This window comes from Entomomonas sp. E7T21 (assembly GCF_058693955.1).
Map to the genome: position 1 here is coordinate 782,085 of NZ_CP191672.1, position 18,558 is coordinate 800,642.

Genomic DNA, 18,558 nt, shown 5'->3' on the forward strand with positions numbered 1-18,558 from the left:
AAAAAAATAAATTTATTAAATTACTGAGGGATTACAACAATGACAACCTTAGCACAAAATCAAGGAGTAGACCCAGTAAGTCTAATTCCTACACGAATAAAAGTATATGTTTTTGTATTCTGTTTTTTGGCATTGATGATTGATGCAGCAGATATGATGTTTTTATCATACAGTTTAAATAGTCTACAAGCTGAGTTTGGCTTAACCCAAACCCAAAAAGGATGGTTAGGAACCTTTACACTATTAGGTATGTTTTTTGGTGGTGTTGCAGGGGGCTGGGCATGTGACCGTTTTGGTCGAGTTAAAACAATAGTTGTTTGTATCATTATTTTTTCTGTAGGTACGGCTGCACTTGGATTTACTCATAGCTATATTCAATTTGCCACCATTAGATTTTTATCAGCTATTGGGATTGGTGCGATTTATTTATCTTGTAGTATTCTGATGTCTGAGTATGTAACTAAAAAATATCGCTCAACTATTATGGCTACACTAATTATTAGTTGGAGTATTGGCTATATTATAGCGAGCTTATTAGCAAAATGGATTATTCCAGAATGGGGTTGGAGATATTTGTTTTTCACAGCTATTATTCCTGTGTTCTTATCCGTTATTATGTTTTTTCTTGTACCTGAGCCACCATCATGGATTGCTAATAGAAAAGCAAAAACTGATAAACAAGCAACTGATGCTATAGATGTTGCTCAAGGTAAAACAGTTACTCAGTCTGACTCTTCATTAAAAACAGTGGTTACTACCAAAGGTGTACTACTCGTTTTTATCTCATGGATGTTCGTTAATACCTTCTTCCAATTTAGTTACTATGGTGTAATGAATTGGATGCCTTCTTATCTGGAGTCTGAGCTGCATGTGAACTTTAAATCCATGACGGGCTATATGATTGGCACCTTTATTGCCATGATGTTAGGTAAAGTGTTTGGTGGATTTTTAGCCGATAAGCTAGGTCGCAGGGCTGTTTATGCACTGGGTTCTATCGGTACAGCAATTTTTATCCCATTAATCGTATGGTACAACACACAAGATAATATTATCTGGTTAATGTGCGGCTTTGGCTTCTTATTTGGCGTACCTATTAGTGTAATGGGTACTTATATGACTGAAAGCTTCCCTGGTAAAGTACGTGGATTTGCAATGGGTTGGGCTTATAATGCTGGTCGTATAGGAGGGATTTTGGCACCTGTTACTATTGGTTTCTTAGCAGAACATTTTACGATAGGGTTTGGTTTCTTAGGGGTAGGTATCGCTTTATGTTTAATGGGATTAGTGCCTGCAATCTTAATTAAATCAGGTCTATATGATCCAAGTAAGGAGTAATCAAATAACTATTATTTAAAGTTATTAACTTAGGTTAAGTGTGTTTGATACTTAACCTAATATTTCAATGGAAAAGTATTTTATAAAAAAAATTAGAATTTGTGATGCTTATAGGGGTAGACACTCGTGAAAAGAATAATTTTATTAAGTTTAGTTATTGGGGAAATAGCTTGTGTACAGGCAGAGTTTCTTAAAGATAGTACAGCAGAACTTTATTTAAGAAATATGTATGTAGAACAGGACTATCGTAATACTCATAGGGGTGATGCAGGTCCTGAATGGGGTCAAGCATTTACCTTGAGATATAAATCTGGATTTACAGAAGGAATAGTAGGTTTTGGTTTGGATGTAATTGGTACTACTGTAGTTCGATTGGATTCAGGTGGTACTACTAAGAAAAATGTTAGAGATGTTAGCCGGGTACCAGGAACAATGTTCCCGACTAAACGTAATGGAAAAGCAGAAAACACCTATAGTACACTTGATCCGACTTTTAAAATGAGAGTGTCTAAAACAAAATTAGAAGTTGGTGGATTTTTACCTTATAACCCTGTACTAAGACATAATGATGGGCGTCTTGTTCCTCAGACCTTCTTTGGACAACAAATTACCTCCAATGAGTTTGAAAATACTACTCTTATTTTGGGTAAGATGGAGCATGCTAGAGGTAGAACATCCACTGACCGTCAAGGTTTAGCGCCAACAGGTGCTGGAGTAGGTGTGGCTACTAACAAGTTCTACTATGGTGGTGTTGAGTATAAATTAACAGATACTGCTACTGTTAAGTACTACTATGGCAATTTAAAAGATTTTTATAAACAACATTTCTTAGGCGCAAATGACTCATTTAAAATAGGTCTTGGTAAGTTGAATGTTAATCTTTATTACTGGCATAGTGGTAGTGATGGTAAAAATGGTAGCTCAAAGGGTAGAAGTCAAGGTTATACTGCTACAGGTTATTATGGCAATGGTGTGACTAGAGGTAAGGTAAATAATAATACCTACCAAACCTATATTAATTATCAAGTTAAAAATCATGATATCGGTGTTGGTTATTTGGTCGTTTCTGGCAGAAGCAATACGTCTTATATCGATCAAGCCTCTGCTTATCCCGATATAGGTGGAACCAGTGCACCAATGATTACACAACGTATTATAGGTAACTTTACTAGAGCAGGTGAACGTTCTTGGTTTACACACTATACTTATAACTTTAAAGATTGGGGATTGCCAGGATTAAGAACCCATATTAACTTTACAAAAGGGCATGGTATTAAGTCTACTCGAGGTAGTCTGAAGGAATGGGAAAGGGATTTTAGTATTGCATATACCATGCAAGAAGGGTTCTTTAAAGGTGTAACGTTAGAATGGCGAGATGCTGTGTTTAGAAGCCAGGTTGCGGGACATCTAGATCAAACAAGGTTATATGTCCATTATACTGTCCCACTTTTATAATAATCTTATATAGATTATGGGGGTATTCGAAAAAATATCCCCTTTTTTATGATTAGTAAATAATTAGTAACATTAATTTTAGTATATATTAGTATTCTAAAAATTAATAAATGTGATTGCTGCTTATGTTGGTTAGTAAGTGATATAGAAAAATATAAACTAAATTTTTAAATAAACGAAAGTATTGAGTTGCTATCTTATCAACTAGAGAGTAATTTTCATAGTTAAAATAATAGCTTAAGATATACCTGTATTCATCGTATTTAGGTAGTTCAATGAGTGACGACTTTTTTATTATTTTATTAATTTCAATTTTACTAATTTCATTAAGTTTTTTTGTCTATAAAGTTTATAAATTACATCGAGTCTACAAGAAGAAAAATTACTCTGAAACCTCAGAACAAAAACTTCTATTTAATAAAATGGATTATTCCAAAGAGCTTAGTTATTTTTTAAATAAAGCAGCTTCCACAGATGAAGATTTTGAAAAAGAACAACAGTTTTTAATTCATTATGTTGAAAAAAATAATACATTAAAACAACTTACTGATTGTTATGAGCAAGTAGAGATTTATTTAGATTTTAAATTAAGACATATCTCTGATTTTGAAGAAAAACAACAGGCCTCTTTTTATAAACAAAGATATAGACAAATACAAAGCCATATCACAGCAATATTTGAAGAAAAATTAAATCAATTATTGGCCATTAAAATGTCGTATGCATCTGAAATGGAAAGTATTAAACCAAGAGGTATAACAACTAAATGTCTAGCAGTGCAATTACTTAAATTAAAAGTTAAATAAGTAATGATATTGAATGGTTTAAGAGTATTTATTTAAAGCAAATAAAAAAGGCTAACAAATTTAATTTGTTAGCCTTTGTATATGGTGCCCGGGGCCGGAGTCGAACCGGCACGGGTTATTCACCCGAGGGATTTTAAGTCCCTTGTGTCTACCAATTTCACCACCCGGGCATTAAATCTTAATGCTAGATACTAAGTAACTTAATAAGTTAGTTACCGTATGGGCGAGGTATTATAGGGGATTTTTTACAAAAGACAATAGTTATTTTATAAATAATTAAATTATTTTTTTTGGTTTTTGTGGGAGCTTTGTGTAATAGGCATAATAGCGGTTTTTAAGTAGTCTATATATAAAAAGAAATATTTTGTTTTATTTCCTAGTTTAATAAAGTTACTTTATTATTTATTATGGTGTGTATTTTAGAATGCTTACTTTGGAACTATTTTCTGTAAGCAGAATCAATTATTGTTTAATGTGTATATAAGTTAATAAATTTTTATTATCTTGATTTTTAGTTAAACCTAGGTGGGGTTGTAAAGGATATAGTATGAAGAAAAATTATTTAGCTGTTGTGGTAGCTACACTTGCTTTTTCATTAGCGGCTTGTGACTCAAAGTCAGATACTTCTAAAGTGGCAGATAAACCTGCGCCTGCTGGGGTTGGTTCTTCAGCGTCAACTGGAAGTTCACAATCATCTAACGAGATGAAAGATGTTTCTTATTCTATTGGTTATCAATTTGGCAAAAACTTATCAGTAACACGTATCAAAACATTTGATACTAATGAGATTTTAGCTGGTTTGAATGATGCTTTAGCAGATAAAGATTCAAAATTAACTAAAGAGCAAATGCAAACAGCAATGACTGTGCTTGAAGCAGAGGTTCAGAAGATTGCAGCTGAAGAATCAAAAGCCTATGAAGAAAAAGGTAAAACGTTATTAGAAGGAAATGCTAAACGTGATGGTGTTATAACTACTAAGTCAGGTTTACAGTATGAAGTAGTACAAAAAGGTACTGGTGCTAAGCCAGGTGAGAAAGACATTGTTAAGGTAAACTATGAAGGTAAATTAGTTGATGGTAAGGTATTTGATAGCTCCATTCAACGTGGTGAGCCTGTTGAGTTTGCTGTTAATACTGTAATTCCTGGTTGGGTTGAGGCATTACAGTTAATGCAAGTAGGTGAGAAAGTTAAGTTATATATTCCTAGTGAATTAGCTTATGGTGCAAATGGTGTTCCACCAGTAATTCCACCTAATTCAGTATTGATTTTTGATGTTGAACTATTAGACATTAAAAAGCCAGATGACAAAGCTGATACCGCTAAAAAAACAGCTGACAGTAAAGAATCTGCTAAAAAGTAATTACTAATGCGTTAACTAGCGTTAAAATAGAAACCTCGTCTTTGACGAGGTTTTTTATTGGTTTAAAGTAAAGCGAGTATGTAGTAAGTAGTTTATTAAAATAAATGGGAGACGAAATGGCGTTAAATACAATAGAAGAATTAGTAGAAGATATTCGTCAAGGTAAGATGGTTATTTTAATGGATGATGAAGGGCGCGAGAATGAAGGTGATTTAATTATCGCTGCTCAATGTGTTGAAGCAGAACATATTAATTTTATGGCAAAGCATGCTCGTGGCTTAATTTGTATGCCAATGAGTAAAGACCGTTGTGAGCGTTTAGGTCTGAACTTAATGGTACAACGTAATGGTTCAGGATTTGGTACTAAATTCACAATATCTATAGAAGCAGCAACAGGTGTTACTACAGGTATTTCTGCGGCAGACAGAGCGAGAACAGTGCAAGCAGCTTGTGCAGAAGATGCCAGAGCAGAGGATATTGTAAGTCCAGGTCATATTTTTCCATTAATTTCTCAACCTGGTGGCGTCTTAGCTAGAGCAGGGCATACTGAAGCTGCTACGGATTTAGCACGAATGGCTGGTTTTAATGAATCAGCAGTTATTTGTGAAGTAATGAATGATGATGGCACGATGGCACGTCGTTCAGAATTAGAGAAGTTTGCTGAAGAGCATAATATTAAGATTGGTACTATAGCAGATCTTATCCACTATCGATTAACTCATGAACGTACAGTTAAACGTGTTCTAGAGCAACCATTAGTAACTGAAGTGGGTGATTTTAAATTAATTTCTTATCGTGATGAGGTAGATGGTTATATTCATTTAGCTTTAGTTCATGGGGAAGTTAAAGAGTCAGAACCTGTTTTAGTACGTGTTCATAATCTGGATCCATTGCGTGATTTATTACAAGTATCACAGACAGGGCGTTGGAGTCTGCGTGGCGCTATGCAACGTGTGGTTGAAGAGGGGACTGGTATTGTATTGTTATTAGGTAACTCTTTAGATGGACACTCATTGTTAGATAATCTACAGGAAAAATTAGAACCTGCTACAGCAAATCCTCAAACTACCTATAGTGTAGTAGGTGGTGGTTCACAAATTTTACGTGATTTAGGTGTGCGTAAAATGCGTTTATTGAGTACGCCTGCTCGTTTTAACGCGTTATCAGGCTTTGGTTTGGAAGTGGTAGAGTATATTCCGCCTGTTTAATTGGCAGATAATGTAAGTATTTTTAGTAATATTTAGCTATAATAATTTAGTTAAATATATGCTCTTTATAAATGATGGGATTTCATTATGACATTACATACCCTTGAAGGTACATTTGCTACACCTAAAGGCCGTTTTGCCCTTGTTGTAGGCCGTTTTAATAGCTTTGTAGTTGAAAGTTTAGTAGAAGGTGCAGTGGATACTTTAACTCGCCATGGTGTAAAAGAAAAAGATATTACTATTATCCGTGCACCAGGAGCTTTTGAAATTCCTTTAGTTTGTCAAAAAATAGCACAACGTCAAGAGTTTGCTGCTATTGTTGCTTTAGGTGCAGTAATCCGTGGTGGTACGCCGCATTTTGAGTATGTAGCTGGTGAGTGTACTAAAGGCTTAGCCCAAGTTTCATTACAGTATGATGTGCCTGTTTCTTTTGGTGTATTAACTGTAGATACCATTGAACAAGCAATTGAAAGAGCAGGTACTAAAGCAGGTAATAAAGGTTCAGAAGCGGCTTTATCAGCTTTAGAAATGGTTAATCTATTGGGACAGTTGGAGGCGAAGTGAGTAGTTCTGATAAACCCAATGCAGATAAACCATTACGTGGCAAAATTGCGGCACGTTGTAGAGCGCGTAGTTTTGCCATGCAAGCGCTCTATCAATGGCATATGGCAGGGCAAGTAATCAATGAAATTGAAGCCCAGTTTTATGTAGATAATGATTTTTCTAAAGTAGATACTGATTATTTTAAAGCGATTTTACATGGTGTTCCCTCACGAGTAACTGAGATTGATGAGGCTTTTACACCTTTATTAGATCGCCCCATTCAAGAGTTAGACCCTGTCGAGCTAGCGATTCTTAGACTTTCCACCTTTGAATTATTAGAACGTATCGATGTTCCTTATCGGGTTGTTATTAACGAAGGTGTTGAGTTAGCCAAAACTTTTGGTGCCACAGATGGCCATAAGTTTGTTAATGGTATTTTAGATCGTTTAGCACCTAAATTACGCCAAGCCGAAACTCGTTCTAAAAAATAGGTTAAATATCACATGGGGGAGTTTGAATTAATTCAACACTATTTCAAAAATGCTCCCTGTGCTACGTTAACCGATGTTATTTCTTTAGGGATTGGTGATGATTGTGCTTTATTAAAACCTAACCCTCAAACTGAAATAGCTATTTCTACAGATACCTTAGTCTCTGATGTGCATTTCCCATTAAATGGTGATCCCTTCTTTATAGCGCAACGTGCTTTAGCTGTTACAGTAAGCGATCTTGCTGCAATGGGAGCAAAACCTATTGGTTTTACTTTAGCTTTAACCTTACCAAAGGTTGATGAAAGTTGGCTACAAGCGTTTGCAGAGGGTTTATCTGTAAAAGCTAAAGAGTGTGCTATACAGTTAATAGGTGGTGATACTACCAAAGGCCCACTAGCAATAACTATTACAGTGCTGGGTGAAGTTCCTGATGGTAAAGCATTACGCAGAGATGGTGCACAAGTCGGTGATCTGTTATGTATTACAGATTACTTAGGTGAGGCTGCAGGGGCTTTGCCTATGGTGTTAGAAAATAAACCTTATGATTCATCTCCCCTCTTAAAACAATATTGGTCTCCTATTCCTCAATTAGAAATTGCTATGGCGTTGAGAGATAAAGCAACTGCTTGTTTAGATATTTCTGATGGGTTGTTAGCTGATTGTGGGCATATTGCTAAGGCTTCTCAAGTAGCATTGGTTATTGAGTTAGATAAGCTATGCTTAAGTACAAATTTACAGGCCAATTATCCCTTACAACAATGCCAGCAATTAGCTTTAACGGGTGGTGATGATTATCAATTAGCCTTTACTATTCCAAGTACTTATATAGCAGAGTTGCAAAGCCAGTACCCCAGTTTACAAGTAATTGGTAAAGTAGGACAAGGACAAGGTGTTAAGGTAATTGATAATAATGGAGAGCTACTATCTTTTATGATAAAGGGCTATCAGCACTTTTGAAGTTGATTAAGTCTACTGTGTGTTCTTACCATATCACCAATAGCTGCATTAGCTAAAGTTTGTTCTAGTGGGTGGTATGCCAAGAGATAAAGGCACTTATTTTGATCGTATAAAATATCAATGAGATTAATAAAGCGTTGTTGTGCGCCTATGCTCGTTTTATTGAGTAAAGGAACGTTATCTATTATCCACGTATCAAATGTTTCAGATAGAATAAGATAATCCATACTGGCTGTATTGCACTCACAAATATCTTCAAAGTTAAATAAAATAGAGTTATCAGAATAATGGACTGGAAAAAGCTCTCGATTACCTACTTGTATAGATATAGTCTGTTCATTGTATAGAGGTAAAGATAATTGTTGTCTTTGTTCAATTGATGCAGGGGTAATATAGTAGCCAGCAGTAAAGCCCTGTTTTTTTGCTTGGGGTAATGTACGGTAATCCGTTTCACCTGCAATATTAATAATCGTCATATGTTTTTCAATGAGTTTTATAGCAGGTAGAAAGCGCTCATGGTATAGCGGATTGGGTAATAGATCGCGTGGCGAATAGTTAGAGGTAGTAATCACTGCTATTTTGCGTTCAAATAAGGCTTTAAATAGCCTACTAATTAGCATGGCATCACCAATGTCATGCACATGAAACTCATCAAAGCATAGCAATCTACAATGTTCCAATAACTCATCTAATGCTTGATTAAGGGAGTCTTTGTGAGTTGAGTGTTGGAAAATTTTTTGATGAAGTTGTCTAAAAAAACTATGAAAATGAAAACGTTTTTTCTCTGCGATAGGAATACCTTCAAAGAAGATATTGAGTAACCAACTTTTGCCCCTGCCAACAGGTCCATAAAGATAGTAACTGGGGGGTGTGCTAATTTTTTTACCTGAACAGAGTAAACTACTTAAATGAGATAATTGCTTAATAGCCTGTTGTTGTACAGCATCAATTATATAATGTTGTTGTTGCGCTTGCTGTTGAAAATAATTTTCTAGTGAAAATATCATAATTAAAGGCTACAATTAAAGTAATAGTTTATTTTTATAGTAAAGAAGGCTTATAAACAAAATAACAAATTCGTTGTTTATTTTAAAGAATAGTTAGTTAGCTTTAAATAAATTTATTTATAATATGCCAACTTTCATAGTCAATGAAAGTTATAAAAAATAACTAGCTGTTATTAATAGCAGTTGTTAAATATGACTTTTATATGAAATATCATGTTGTTATAGTTCATAGTGTTGTCTAATATATAAAAAATATGTTATAAAAAAGTTTATTATTCTCAAAAGTAATTTTTTAAAAATTGATAAGGAAGTTTTATGTTTTCATCCGTGCTTATTGCCATTGATGGTTGGGAATATACAACACGTTTGCTTGATTTAGCGAAGCGTATTTGCGTTCTGAACACAAATATAGAAGTAATTTATGTTGATAATAATTTTTCAGGTAAGCTAAAAGATATTAAGTACATGGAAAATCTTACAGAAGCAGATATTGCAACGAGTCGTGAGCAAGTAATGCAAGATGCTTTATGTTATCTAAAAGTTACTGGTGATATCGATGCAAAAGGTATTATTGTTGGTGGTGATACTGCAGATGTTATTATTAAATACGCTAAAAAAATAAATTGTGATCTTATTCTTATGGGACATCGACATTTATCAAAGTTAAATCGTTTCTTTGATCCTTCTATTACTATAAAGGTTGTGAAAAAAGCACATTGTCCAGTGTTAGTTGATAGTTTAAGTAAATTAGATTAAGTTTATAATCATCGTTTAGTTATTTGCAGACAGCGGTTATGAACAAAGAAGATATTCCTAATATTAATATAGGGCAAGCTTATGATCAGCGTTATAAAGATGCTGATATCCATTATGAAGTATTAGGTAATTTGGCTGACTTTTTTGGACGTACCATGCGTACTCATCGTCATGATCGTTTCTTTCAAGTTCATTATGTTAAAAGTGGTGTTATTCATTTATTTTTAGATGAGCATCAATACCATGGTGAAGCGCCATTATTTTTTCTTACACCGCCTGTTGTGCCCCACTCTTTTGTTACAGAAGATGGTAGTGATGGGCATGTATTAACTGTACGACAACAAGTCATTTGGTCAATATTGGATGAAATTCCAGAATTAAAAAATAATTTTAAAGTAACACCTGCTTGTGTGGCTATCAATAAATTGCCTCAAGAGTTAATGGGGGAGGCTTACCATTTAGATTATTTGCTAGATCGATTGCGTAAAGAGGCTAGTTCTGCAAACTATATAGGTCAAGCAGCAGCATTGCAGGGATTAGTGAAGTTAATTTTTATTAGCATATTTCGTTTAGCTGACCAAAGTCATTTGTCAGCTGTAGACTCAATACAGTTTGAATCTACTCATATATTTCGTCAGTTTACAGAGCTTGTAGAGGAGCATTATAAAGCGCATTGGCTATTAAATGCTTATGCTAATATGATGAATATTACAGAAGCTAAATTAAATGAGATATGCCGCCAAATTGGTAATATTTCACCTAAGCAGCTTATCCATGATCGATTGATGCAAGAAGCAAAGTATTCATTATTATTCACTGAGCAAAGCATTATGGAAATTGGCTATTTACTGGGTTTTCAGGATCCTGCTTATTTCAGTCGGTTTTTTACAAGACAATCTGGGACAACTCCTAAAGACTATCGTAAAACTATGGCAAATCAGACATACCGTCAATATTTTATGCGTTAATGATGGTGGATGAAAAGGTCTTCAGAAAAAGACCTTTTTTAGTATCAATGAATTGAAAAATCAGTTAATTTCTAGGAATAGTATGGAATGCTCGGTTAAAGTAAGTTAAGCCATCACCATCATTTCTTACATTAATACCGTCTAATTCCACAAAGAATAGTGTATGTGTGCCCACTTCAGACATTTGTGAAATACGGCCTTGTAGGCTAGCTAATGCATCATTTAACACAGGTAGGGTATGAAGCCCTTCTTGCCAATCATGTAAATCAAAACGGTTACACATTTCAACGCCCGTCATGCCTGCAAAGTGTTGAGCTACTTCAAGATGATTGGCTGATAATACATTAACACAAAGGTGACCATTTTCTTTAAAGACAGCATTCATTTCACTATTACGGTTAATACACACTAGGATTGTTGGTGGTGTATCTGTAATAGAGCATACTGCTGTTGCTGTAATACCGCATCGCCCAGATTTACCGTTGGTAGTAATCACATTAACAGCTGCCGCCATAGAGGCCATTGAATTACGAAACGCTTTTTGAGTAGGGGTTAGTTCTATCATAGTCATTTTTTATTTTTCGCCTTTCTAAGCTAAGTAGTATATCACTACTTAGCTTGTTTTTGTTATAACGCTTATCTATTGGCGGATTTTATCCAACATATTGAAGTCATCTGGATTATGCAGATGAGGAACTTTCCAACCATCAAGATCATAATCAGATAGACATTTATCAACAAGATCTAACATTTTTTGCATTGAGCCAGAAGCACGTGCATGAGCTAAACACTGTAAGCGTACTTCATCTTGGTTACCTGCATAGTTGATCTCATAAAGTTCATGGCGACCTGCAAATTCACTACCAATAGCATCCCATAATAGTTTTAAGATTTTAATACGGTCTTGGTGGCCGATATCAGCAGAACCACGGCAGTAAACACTTAAATATTTATCTAATTCAGGGTTTTTAAGATCACGCGCACCTGAAGGTAAGTAAATAAGACCACTGGCAACGGTTTGTTCAACAATTTTCTTAATGGCTGGGTAAGCTGTTGAAGTAAGATTACGATAGACATGCATTGGTTCGTTACCTGGTAGGTAAGCACCATTTTTCCAAGGAGCTGCCGTTGACCACATAGCATCGGTTAATGCCCAATACATATTACGCCATGCTACTACTTCACCTACTTGGGCTGATACCCCACGGAAGTCTAATGCTCCCGTACATTCTAGAGCCTTAACTAGAGCACCTGTTAAAAAGTCTAATTTAACCGCTAAACGCACAGTTGCTTGCATTAAGAATAGGCGACCGAAACCACCTTCACCAAACCAACGTTTACAAAGATCAAAGTCACGGTAGATAAATACATTTTCCCATGGAATAAATACATTATCTAAGATCAAGATTGCATCGTTTTCATCAAAACGACTAGATAATGGGTAATCGAAAGGAGAACCTGTCATACCTGCCATTAATTCATAAGAAGGGCGGCAGATTAATTTAACACCTTTAGCATTCATTGGTGTTAAGAACATTAGAGCGAAATCAGTATTATCACCTAATAGCTGTGCAGAACCTTGTCCAATAAAGTTGTAGTGAGTTAATGCAGAGTTAGTTGCAACTACTTTTGCACCACTTACATAGATACCTTCTGCTGTTTCTTTTTTAACAGAAACAAATACATCTTTTACTTGGTCAACAGGTTTATTACGATCAATAGGAGGGTTAACAATAGCATGGTTTAAATATAAGCAACTTTCTTGAATACGCTTGTACCAATCTCTTGCATTTTGTTCAAATTTACCATAAAACTCAGGGTTTGCACCTAATACATCACCAAAGGCTGCTTTATAGTCAGCAGTACGACCCATCCAACCATAAGACATTCTTGCCCAAGCGGCAATAGCATCACGTTGTTCACGTAACTCTTCTGGACTACGAGCATAACGGAAGAATTTATGAGTATAACCGCCATTGCCTGTATCTGTTTCCCAGCATAATTCATCTTTTGTTTCTGGATCATGTAAAGCATCGTATAGTTTTGCTACAGAGGCAGCAGCGTTACGAAATGCGGGATGGGTGGTTATATCTTCAACCTTATCACCATAGATATAAATTTCACGGCCATCTCTTAAGCTTTCTAAGAATTCTGCACCCGTAAAAGGACGTTTAGTATCTGCGCGATAATCTTCTGGTTTTTTCATTATTTGTTAACTCCAATTTTATTTTTATTTGATTGCCTATTTATAATGCCTTGAGTTAATTTTAAAAAGAATGTTTTTTTCCTTGAAAAAATGGTACTTTTCATAAAAAACAGCCAGTTTTTGTAATCTAATGTGAAATATTATTGATCTTGCGCATTGAATTAATTTTTTCTGATAGAATGGTAAATTAAAATAATGATGGAAATAAGAGCACTTGCTATTTATATAAAAATAAGGAGTTTAAAGTGTCTTCTTCAATTAAATTAGAACGTGGGATATCTGTTCCTTTCTTAGTTTTATTAGCAGCATTGGTAGCTTTTGGGCCATTATCAATCGATATGTATTTGCCTAGTTTGCCGACTATTGCAGAAAACTTAGGTGCCTCTCAAGCAAAAGTACAGTGGAGTATTAGTGGCTTTTTAGTAGGCTTTTGTATTGGTATGTTGTTTTATGGCCCTTTATCTGATCGGTACGGTCGTAAAACTATTTTAATTATTGGTATTTTCCTATATTTATTAAGCAGTTTAGCTTGCTTTATGGCTGCCTCAGCAGACCAATTAGTTTTATTTCGGATTATTCAAGCTATTGGCGGTGGCGCTGCTTCGGTATTAGCAAGGGCAATAGTACGAGACTTATTACCATTAGATAAAGCAGCGCATACCTTATCAATTATGCATGTTGTTACGATGATCGCGCCTTTAATAGCACCCTTAATAGGTGGCTATTTAATGTTATGGTTTGGTTGGCGCTCATTATTTTTAGTTTTATTTTTATTTGGCTTAGTATGTTTTATTTCAGTGTTATGTATTAAAGAAACGCATCCAGTAGAACGGCGAGGAGGGAGTATTGCTAAGGCTTTTAGTGCCTATTGGCATATTCTTTTAAATAAAAATGCGTTAGGTTATATCCTATGTATGGGAATGACTTTTGCTGGTATGTTTGCTTATATTACAGGTTCTTCATTCGTTTTTATTAAGTATTTTGGTGTGCCAGACCAGTATTTTGGCTGGATTTTTGGTTTAAATATTATAGGGATTATGATTGTTACGTTTACTGCTAGTCATTTTGTTAAGCAGTATGGGCCTCGTCCTATTTTACGAATAGGAACTACAATAGCTTGTTTAGCAGGTGCTTTTTTATTGGTAGTTGCCTATTTTGAGTGGGGTGGCATGTGGTCAATAATGTTATTTATATTTTGTTTTGTCTCTGTAACAGGAACAGTTGGTGCTAATTGTATTGCCTGTTTAATGTCTTTATATCCTAAGCAAGCAGGTGCAGCTTCTGCATTAGCGGTAGCTGCTCAATTTGGTTTAGGTTTTATTGCCAGTTTTGTAGTAGGTTTATTGCATTTCCATGGTGCTATGAATATGGCATTAGTGGTGGCTTTTTGTGGCTTTGCAGGTTTTATGGCTTTGCGTATGGTTGATTAAACTCATACACCCAGTATCCATTCCCAAAAACCTTGTGGTTTCATGAGTTCTTCCTTGCAAGAACTGTATTGTGCGCCATAGTTGCTAGAGCGAGTTTTTACTTTTTGTGCTACACCTAGTAACCACGATTTGCTGTTATAGGTCTTACGCTTATAACCCCCCCAACCTTCGTGATAATTTAAGTATTGGTTATAGGCATCCCATTTAGAAACACCATTAACTTTTTGTGTTTTATCCATATACCAGCCAATAAAGTCCATGCTATCGGCAAAATTATTACGTTTAGCGCCAGAGTTACCAGTGTCCTTTATATAGTCATTCCATGTCATTGTTTGTGCTTGGGCAAAACCATAAGCGGTAGATACACGCCCCCAAGGAATAATCCATAAAATATATTTACGTGGTGGGAGAGCAGAACCATCAAATTTTGATTCTTGGTGCATAAAAGCCATAGGAACTTGTGGTGGAACGCCCCATCTACGCTCAGTATTTAAAGAAGCCTTGTACCAATGACGTTTTTCTTTATAAATACTGCAGATATTATCAAGATTTTGAGGAGGGCGATCTGCACAGCCAGTTATAACAACTAATAATATAAGGGGTAATAGGTATTTTCCAATAGGCATGGGATCATTCCATTCTAGAATCTTTCGAACTAGCCAATTATCTTAACATGTTAGCGCTATATATGCAGAATATAAACATAAAAAAACCGCCAATTAGGCGGTTTTTTTGGGGAAATATGATTAAACTTCAGCCAGTGAGTTTTCACTAGGGCGATCTATTTCTCTTAGTTCTACTTCACCACTTAATAATTCTTCTTCAAAAGCTTGTTTATCAATATTGCAGTTCAAGAAGTTTGCAATTAGATACATGTCTTTTTCAGCATTACCAAGGCATGAAGTACCACCAGGTGAAGGCGTCATATTAAATACAATACCTGTACCTGGATTAATTTTTGCTTCACCCATCATTAGTTTTTGTTGTTTTTTGTCGATCACTTGGGGACGAATACCACCAAAGCCGCGGGCAAATGTAATATCTTTAACTTCTAATGTAGGAATGATTTTCTTAATTTCTTTTAAGAATAAGCGTTCACGTAAAAAAGGCACTTCATACATAAAGTTACGGAAGATATAACGACGTATATCGGAAACTTTAAGTAGTTTCCACAGTGCTTTCATAACACCACTGCTTAAACTAAATACTTTCCAGAAATCTAAGAAGGTTTTGAGGTTATGACGTTCTAAAACAGGTAATACTAATGCAGTAGGTCCAAAGCGAGTTTTGCCAGGCACTGAAACATCAGGGTCGCCATGTACTGCCGCAAATGGTAAATTAGGGTTTTGTACAGTATATACTTTACCTTGTAGCAGTTGCGGTGTGAAATAGTAAGAACCAGCCATTGGTAAACAGGCAAAGTCTTTACCATAACCCATTTGGTGAGCAAATAATAAGGAGTGTCCACCTGCGGCGACTACTATATATTTTGCTTCCATTACACCAGCATTTTCAGTATGTACTTGGAAAATGTCACCAACTTTTTCAATTTTAGTGACAGGCGTAGCTAGCATGACATCACAGGTTTGGTTTTTAGTCTCAGAGAATTTTTTGGCGTTTTTAATAAAGGATTCAGAGAGGGTATGGTAGTTACAAGCGGTATATTCATCAGTAGCACCAAGTGCATAAATTTCTTCTGATTCAGGTCTACCCTCTACAATTTTGGGTTCTATTTCGGCTATTCCCTCACGCCCTAGCTCTTTCAGATTTGGGTACAGCTCTTTAAAAGTCTTAAACCTTTCACGTAAAGAATCACATTCTGTCTTTCCTACACCTAACACCATTTTAGGGTATTTTGAAATGATGTTATCACGTTCTTCAGCAGGCAATTTAGTGGCATAGTTTACAATCATACAAGCAGTGCGTTTAGTAACACGTGCTTTTTCTAATGTGTAATTGGTTTCTATGTCGCCTTGGTGAATGGTTTGGCTATTGTTACAACTTTTCGAGTTAACTGCTGCTACTTGGGGGTACTTTTCTAAAAGACCAATAGCTTGAAGGTCTGTAAAGCGGCTTAGTTGATATAGCAGCGCTGTACCAGAAACACCACCACCAATGATTAGCACGTCATACGTTTTCATATGCTCGTCACACTCTTATTTATTAGTAAATTAATAAGCTACTATCTTGCTGGCTAAGCAAATAGTTAATTTTTGTTTGTGTAGATGTTTTATAAATAAACTACGTTTTATACTGACAATAGAAAACGAGAAAATATCCATTGTTTTTTTTAAAACGACCATTTCTAAAAAACATGGCTGTAGATTATACCGATGAAATGCTATGTAGGTCTATTTGTTATACAAAATATCTTCAATAAATTAATTAAAATATATTTTGTATAGTTTTTATTAAGGTAATATAGAGGTTATGTGATTATACTACAGCAAGTGTGAATAGTTTACTTGGAGACTTTTGAAATGATATTTCGGCAAGGATTATTAGTGTGTTTAATGTCAGTAGGTTTATTAACAGGTTGTGCATTAAGCCCACAACAATTAACGCCTAATCCGATAATTACGCAGGCTTTACCTCAGGTAGGGCATGGTCAAACGGTTAATGTAAAAGTAACAGATAGTCGTAGCACAGAGATTATAGGTACACGTGGTGGATTATATGCTTCTACCAGTAACATTAACTTACAAGCTAATGATATTGTGCCAAAATTACAGCAGCAAGCTGAGCAAGCATTAACTAATATGGGATATAAACCACAAACAGGTGGTGATATAACATTAAATATTATTATTGATAGTATTACTTATCAGGCTACTGATAGCTCATTGGCTAATGGGGCAGATATAAAAGCCGTATTGCGTTCACAATTACAGACACCTAGCAAAACCTATAATGGGCGTTATACATCGAGTGTTTCACAAAGTTTTGCTTCTGCACCTAGCTTAGAAACTAATAATAAATTAGTAGCAGAAGTGTTAACCAATGCATTGACTAGTTTATTTAAAGATTCTCATTTAACTGACGCAATGTAATGGTTGTATAGTTATAAAAAAAGCCATGATAGCTTACTGACTATCATGGCTTTTTTGTTACAAGAGGTATAGGTTATTGCTATACAATTTTAGACGAGGCGAGTGGCTTAAGACAGTACAACTAGTACGGCGAAGTCATTCAACGACGTATAAAAATGTAGAATAATAGCTATATCTAGTAAACACCACCGCTTTGTGTGGTAGTGGTTTTACCTTTGAATTCATCAGCTAGGTTTTTTAATGATTGCATAAAAATACTAGTATCAGTACCTACAGCTACAAAGTTACAGCCTAGTTCAATATAACGTTTAGCCAATGTTTTATCAGCCATTAAAATACCAGACGCTTTACCTGCTCGTTTTATACGTTTAAAAGCATCTTCAATAGCATTTTGTACATCAGGGTGTTTAGGGTTGCCTAAGTGCCCTAATGAAGCGGATAAATCAGCAGGACCAATGAATACACCATCGACACCTTCAGTATTGATGATAGCATCTAAGTTATTTAAGCCTGCTTTTGTTTCAATCTGAACTAATAAGCAAAGTTCATCACCTGCTTTATGTAAGTAGTCAGGTACGGTATTCCAACGAGAAGCACGGGCTAGCGCACTACCTACGCCACGAATGCCTTTTGGTGGATAGTGCATGGCTTTGACAAGTTCAGCTGCTTGTTCTGCCGTATCAACCATTGGAATTAATAAAGTTTGCGCACCAATATCTAGTAATTGTTTAATAATGGCTGTATCACCGATACGAGGACGAATCACAGGTTGACTTGTATAAGGGGCAATGGCCTGTAATTGCTCAAGTAGCGTGCGTAGATCATTAGGTGCATGTTCGCCATCTAGTAATAACCAATCAAAATCTGCATTGGCTGCTAATTCAGCTGTATAGGCATTCGCTAATCCCAACCATAAACCAATAATTGGTTCACCGCTTTGTAAGCGTCTTTTAAAATGATTAACAGGGAGTTCCATTATATTTTCC

Annotated in this window: 18 protein-coding genes and 1 tRNA gene; 12 read left to right on the forward strand and 7 right to left on the reverse strand. The window is 35.4% G+C overall.

What is annotated here, in order from left to right:
* Positions 1-39 precede the first annotated feature (39 nt).
* The 3 genes from ACQVD9_RS03780 to ACQVD9_RS03790 all read left to right on the forward strand — a co-directional run bounded on the left by ACQVD9_RS03780 (position 40) and on the right by ACQVD9_RS03790 (position 3,596).
* Entirely contained in the window at positions 40-1,335 is a 1,296-nt protein-coding gene (locus ACQVD9_RS03780) for an MFS transporter (RefSeq protein ID WP_264747538.1), read from the forward strand.
* A 126-nt stretch (positions 1,336-1,461) separates the two neighbouring features.
* Positions 1,462-2,790 (forward strand): OprD family porin, encoded by a 1,329-nt coding sequence (locus tag ACQVD9_RS03785; RefSeq protein WP_264747539.1) that lies wholly within the window; start codon positions 1,462-1,464, stop codon positions 2,788-2,790.
* Between the two features lie 275 nt (positions 2,791-3,065).
* A complete protein-coding gene (locus ACQVD9_RS03790; RefSeq protein WP_264747540.1) occupies positions 3,066-3,596 on the forward strand; it encodes a hypothetical protein in 531 nt (176 codons plus the stop codon).
* 82 nt (positions 3,597-3,678) lie between these two features.
* Here ACQVD9_RS03790 and ACQVD9_RS03795 read toward each other — a convergent pair.
* A tRNA-Leu gene (locus ACQVD9_RS03795) sits at positions 3,679-3,766 on the reverse strand.
* 377 nt (positions 3,767-4,143) lie between these two features.
* Between ACQVD9_RS03795 and bamJ the strand changes: the two genes are divergently transcribed.
* The 5 genes from bamJ (at position 4,144) to thiL (ending at position 8,155) form a co-directional block, all read left to right on the forward strand.
* Positions 4,144-4,956, forward strand: coding sequence for a BamJ family beta-barrel-assembly machinery protein (bamJ, locus tag ACQVD9_RS03800; RefSeq protein WP_264747541.1), 813 nt, complete (start codon positions 4,144-4,146; stop codon positions 4,954-4,956).
* Positions 4,957-5,072: 116 nt separating this feature from the next.
* Complete coding sequence (ribBA, locus tag ACQVD9_RS03805; RefSeq protein ID WP_264747542.1) at positions 5,073-6,164, forward strand: bifunctional 3,4-dihydroxy-2-butanone-4-phosphate synthase/GTP cyclohydrolase II; 1,092 nt, start codon at positions 5,073-5,075, stop codon at positions 6,162-6,164.
* Positions 6,165-6,251: 87 nt separating this feature from the next.
* Positions 6,252-6,728, forward strand: coding sequence for a 6,7-dimethyl-8-ribityllumazine synthase (gene ribH, locus ACQVD9_RS03810; protein WP_264747543.1), 477 nt, complete (start codon positions 6,252-6,254; stop codon positions 6,726-6,728).
* Positions 6,725-7,198, forward strand: coding sequence for a transcription antitermination factor NusB (gene nusB / locus ACQVD9_RS03815; protein ID WP_264747544.1), 474 nt, complete (start codon positions 6,725-6,727; stop codon positions 7,196-7,198). The genes ribH and nusB overlap by 4 nt, the downstream gene beginning before the upstream one ends.
* A gap of 12 nt (positions 7,199-7,210) precedes the next feature.
* On the forward strand, positions 7,211-8,155 hold the full coding sequence (gene thiL, locus ACQVD9_RS03820; RefSeq protein ID WP_264747545.1) for a thiamine-phosphate kinase: 945 nt from the start codon (positions 7,211-7,213) through the stop codon (positions 8,153-8,155).
* On the opposite strand, the gene zapE is transcribed toward thiL, so the two are convergent.
* Entirely contained in the window at positions 8,143-9,162 is a 1,020-nt protein-coding gene (gene zapE / locus ACQVD9_RS03825) for a cell division protein ZapE (protein ID WP_264747546.1), read from the reverse strand. The genes thiL and zapE overlap by 13 nt on opposite strands.
* Positions 9,163-9,477: 315 nt before the next feature.
* Between zapE and ACQVD9_RS03830 the strand changes: the two genes are divergently transcribed.
* Both ACQVD9_RS03830 and hpaA read left to right on the forward strand, forming a co-directional pair.
* On the forward strand, positions 9,478-9,918 hold the full coding sequence (locus ACQVD9_RS03830) for a universal stress protein (protein WP_264747547.1): 441 nt from the start codon (positions 9,478-9,480) through the stop codon (positions 9,916-9,918).
* A gap of 38 nt (positions 9,919-9,956) precedes the next feature.
* Complete coding sequence (gene hpaA, locus ACQVD9_RS03835; protein WP_264747548.1) at positions 9,957-10,886, forward strand: 4-hydroxyphenylacetate catabolism regulatory protein HpaA; 930 nt, start codon at positions 9,957-9,959, stop codon at positions 10,884-10,886.
* Between the two features lie 64 nt (positions 10,887-10,950).
* Here the strand turns inward: hpaA and hpaC are convergent, their stop codons facing one another.
* Together hpaC and hpaB are read right to left on the reverse strand one after the other, a co-directional pair.
* Positions 10,951-11,451 carry a 4-hydroxyphenylacetate 3-monooxygenase, reductase component gene (gene hpaC, locus ACQVD9_RS03840; protein WP_264747846.1) on the reverse strand — a complete coding sequence of 167 codons (501 nt, stop codon included), beginning with the start codon at positions 11,449-11,451 and terminating at the stop codon, positions 10,951-10,953.
* A 75-nt stretch (positions 11,452-11,526) separates the two neighbouring features.
* The gene (hpaB, locus tag ACQVD9_RS03845) at positions 11,527-13,092 is read right to left on the reverse strand and encodes a 4-hydroxyphenylacetate 3-monooxygenase, oxygenase component (RefSeq protein ID WP_264747549.1); all 1,566 of its coding nucleotides are present in this window, start codon (positions 13,090-13,092) and stop codon (positions 11,527-11,529) included.
* Positions 13,093-13,337: 245 nt separating this feature from the next.
* On the opposite strand from hpaB, the gene ACQVD9_RS03850 reads away from it, so the two are divergent.
* Entirely contained in the window at positions 13,338-14,522 is a 1,185-nt protein-coding gene (locus tag ACQVD9_RS03850) for a Bcr/CflA family multidrug efflux MFS transporter (RefSeq protein WP_264747550.1), read from the forward strand.
* A gap of 2 nt (positions 14,523-14,524) precedes the next feature.
* Here the strand turns inward: ACQVD9_RS03850 and ACQVD9_RS03855 are convergent, their stop codons facing one another.
* Both ACQVD9_RS03855 and ACQVD9_RS03860 read right to left on the reverse strand, forming a co-directional pair.
* On the reverse strand, positions 14,525-15,142 hold the full coding sequence (locus tag ACQVD9_RS03855; protein ID WP_264747847.1) for a transglycosylase SLT domain-containing protein: 618 nt from the start codon (positions 15,140-15,142) through the stop codon (positions 14,525-14,527).
* 126 nt (positions 15,143-15,268) lie between these two features.
* Positions 15,269-16,663 carry an FAD-dependent oxidoreductase gene (locus ACQVD9_RS03860; RefSeq protein WP_264747551.1) on the reverse strand — a complete coding sequence of 465 codons (1,395 nt, stop codon included), beginning with the start codon at positions 16,661-16,663 and terminating at the stop codon, positions 15,269-15,271.
* 339 nt (positions 16,664-17,002) lie between these two features.
* Between ACQVD9_RS03860 and ACQVD9_RS03865 the strand changes: the two genes are divergently transcribed.
* Positions 17,003-17,572, forward strand: coding sequence for a YajG family lipoprotein (locus ACQVD9_RS03865; RefSeq protein WP_264747552.1), 570 nt, complete (start codon positions 17,003-17,005; stop codon positions 17,570-17,572).
* Between the two features lie 175 nt (positions 17,573-17,747).
* Here the strand turns inward: ACQVD9_RS03865 and hpaI are convergent, their stop codons facing one another.
* A complete protein-coding gene (gene hpaI, locus ACQVD9_RS03870) occupies positions 17,748-18,548 on the reverse strand; it encodes a 4-hydroxy-2-oxoheptanedioate aldolase (protein ID WP_264747553.1) in 801 nt (266 codons plus the stop codon).
* Positions 18,549-18,558: the final 10 nt, after the last annotated feature.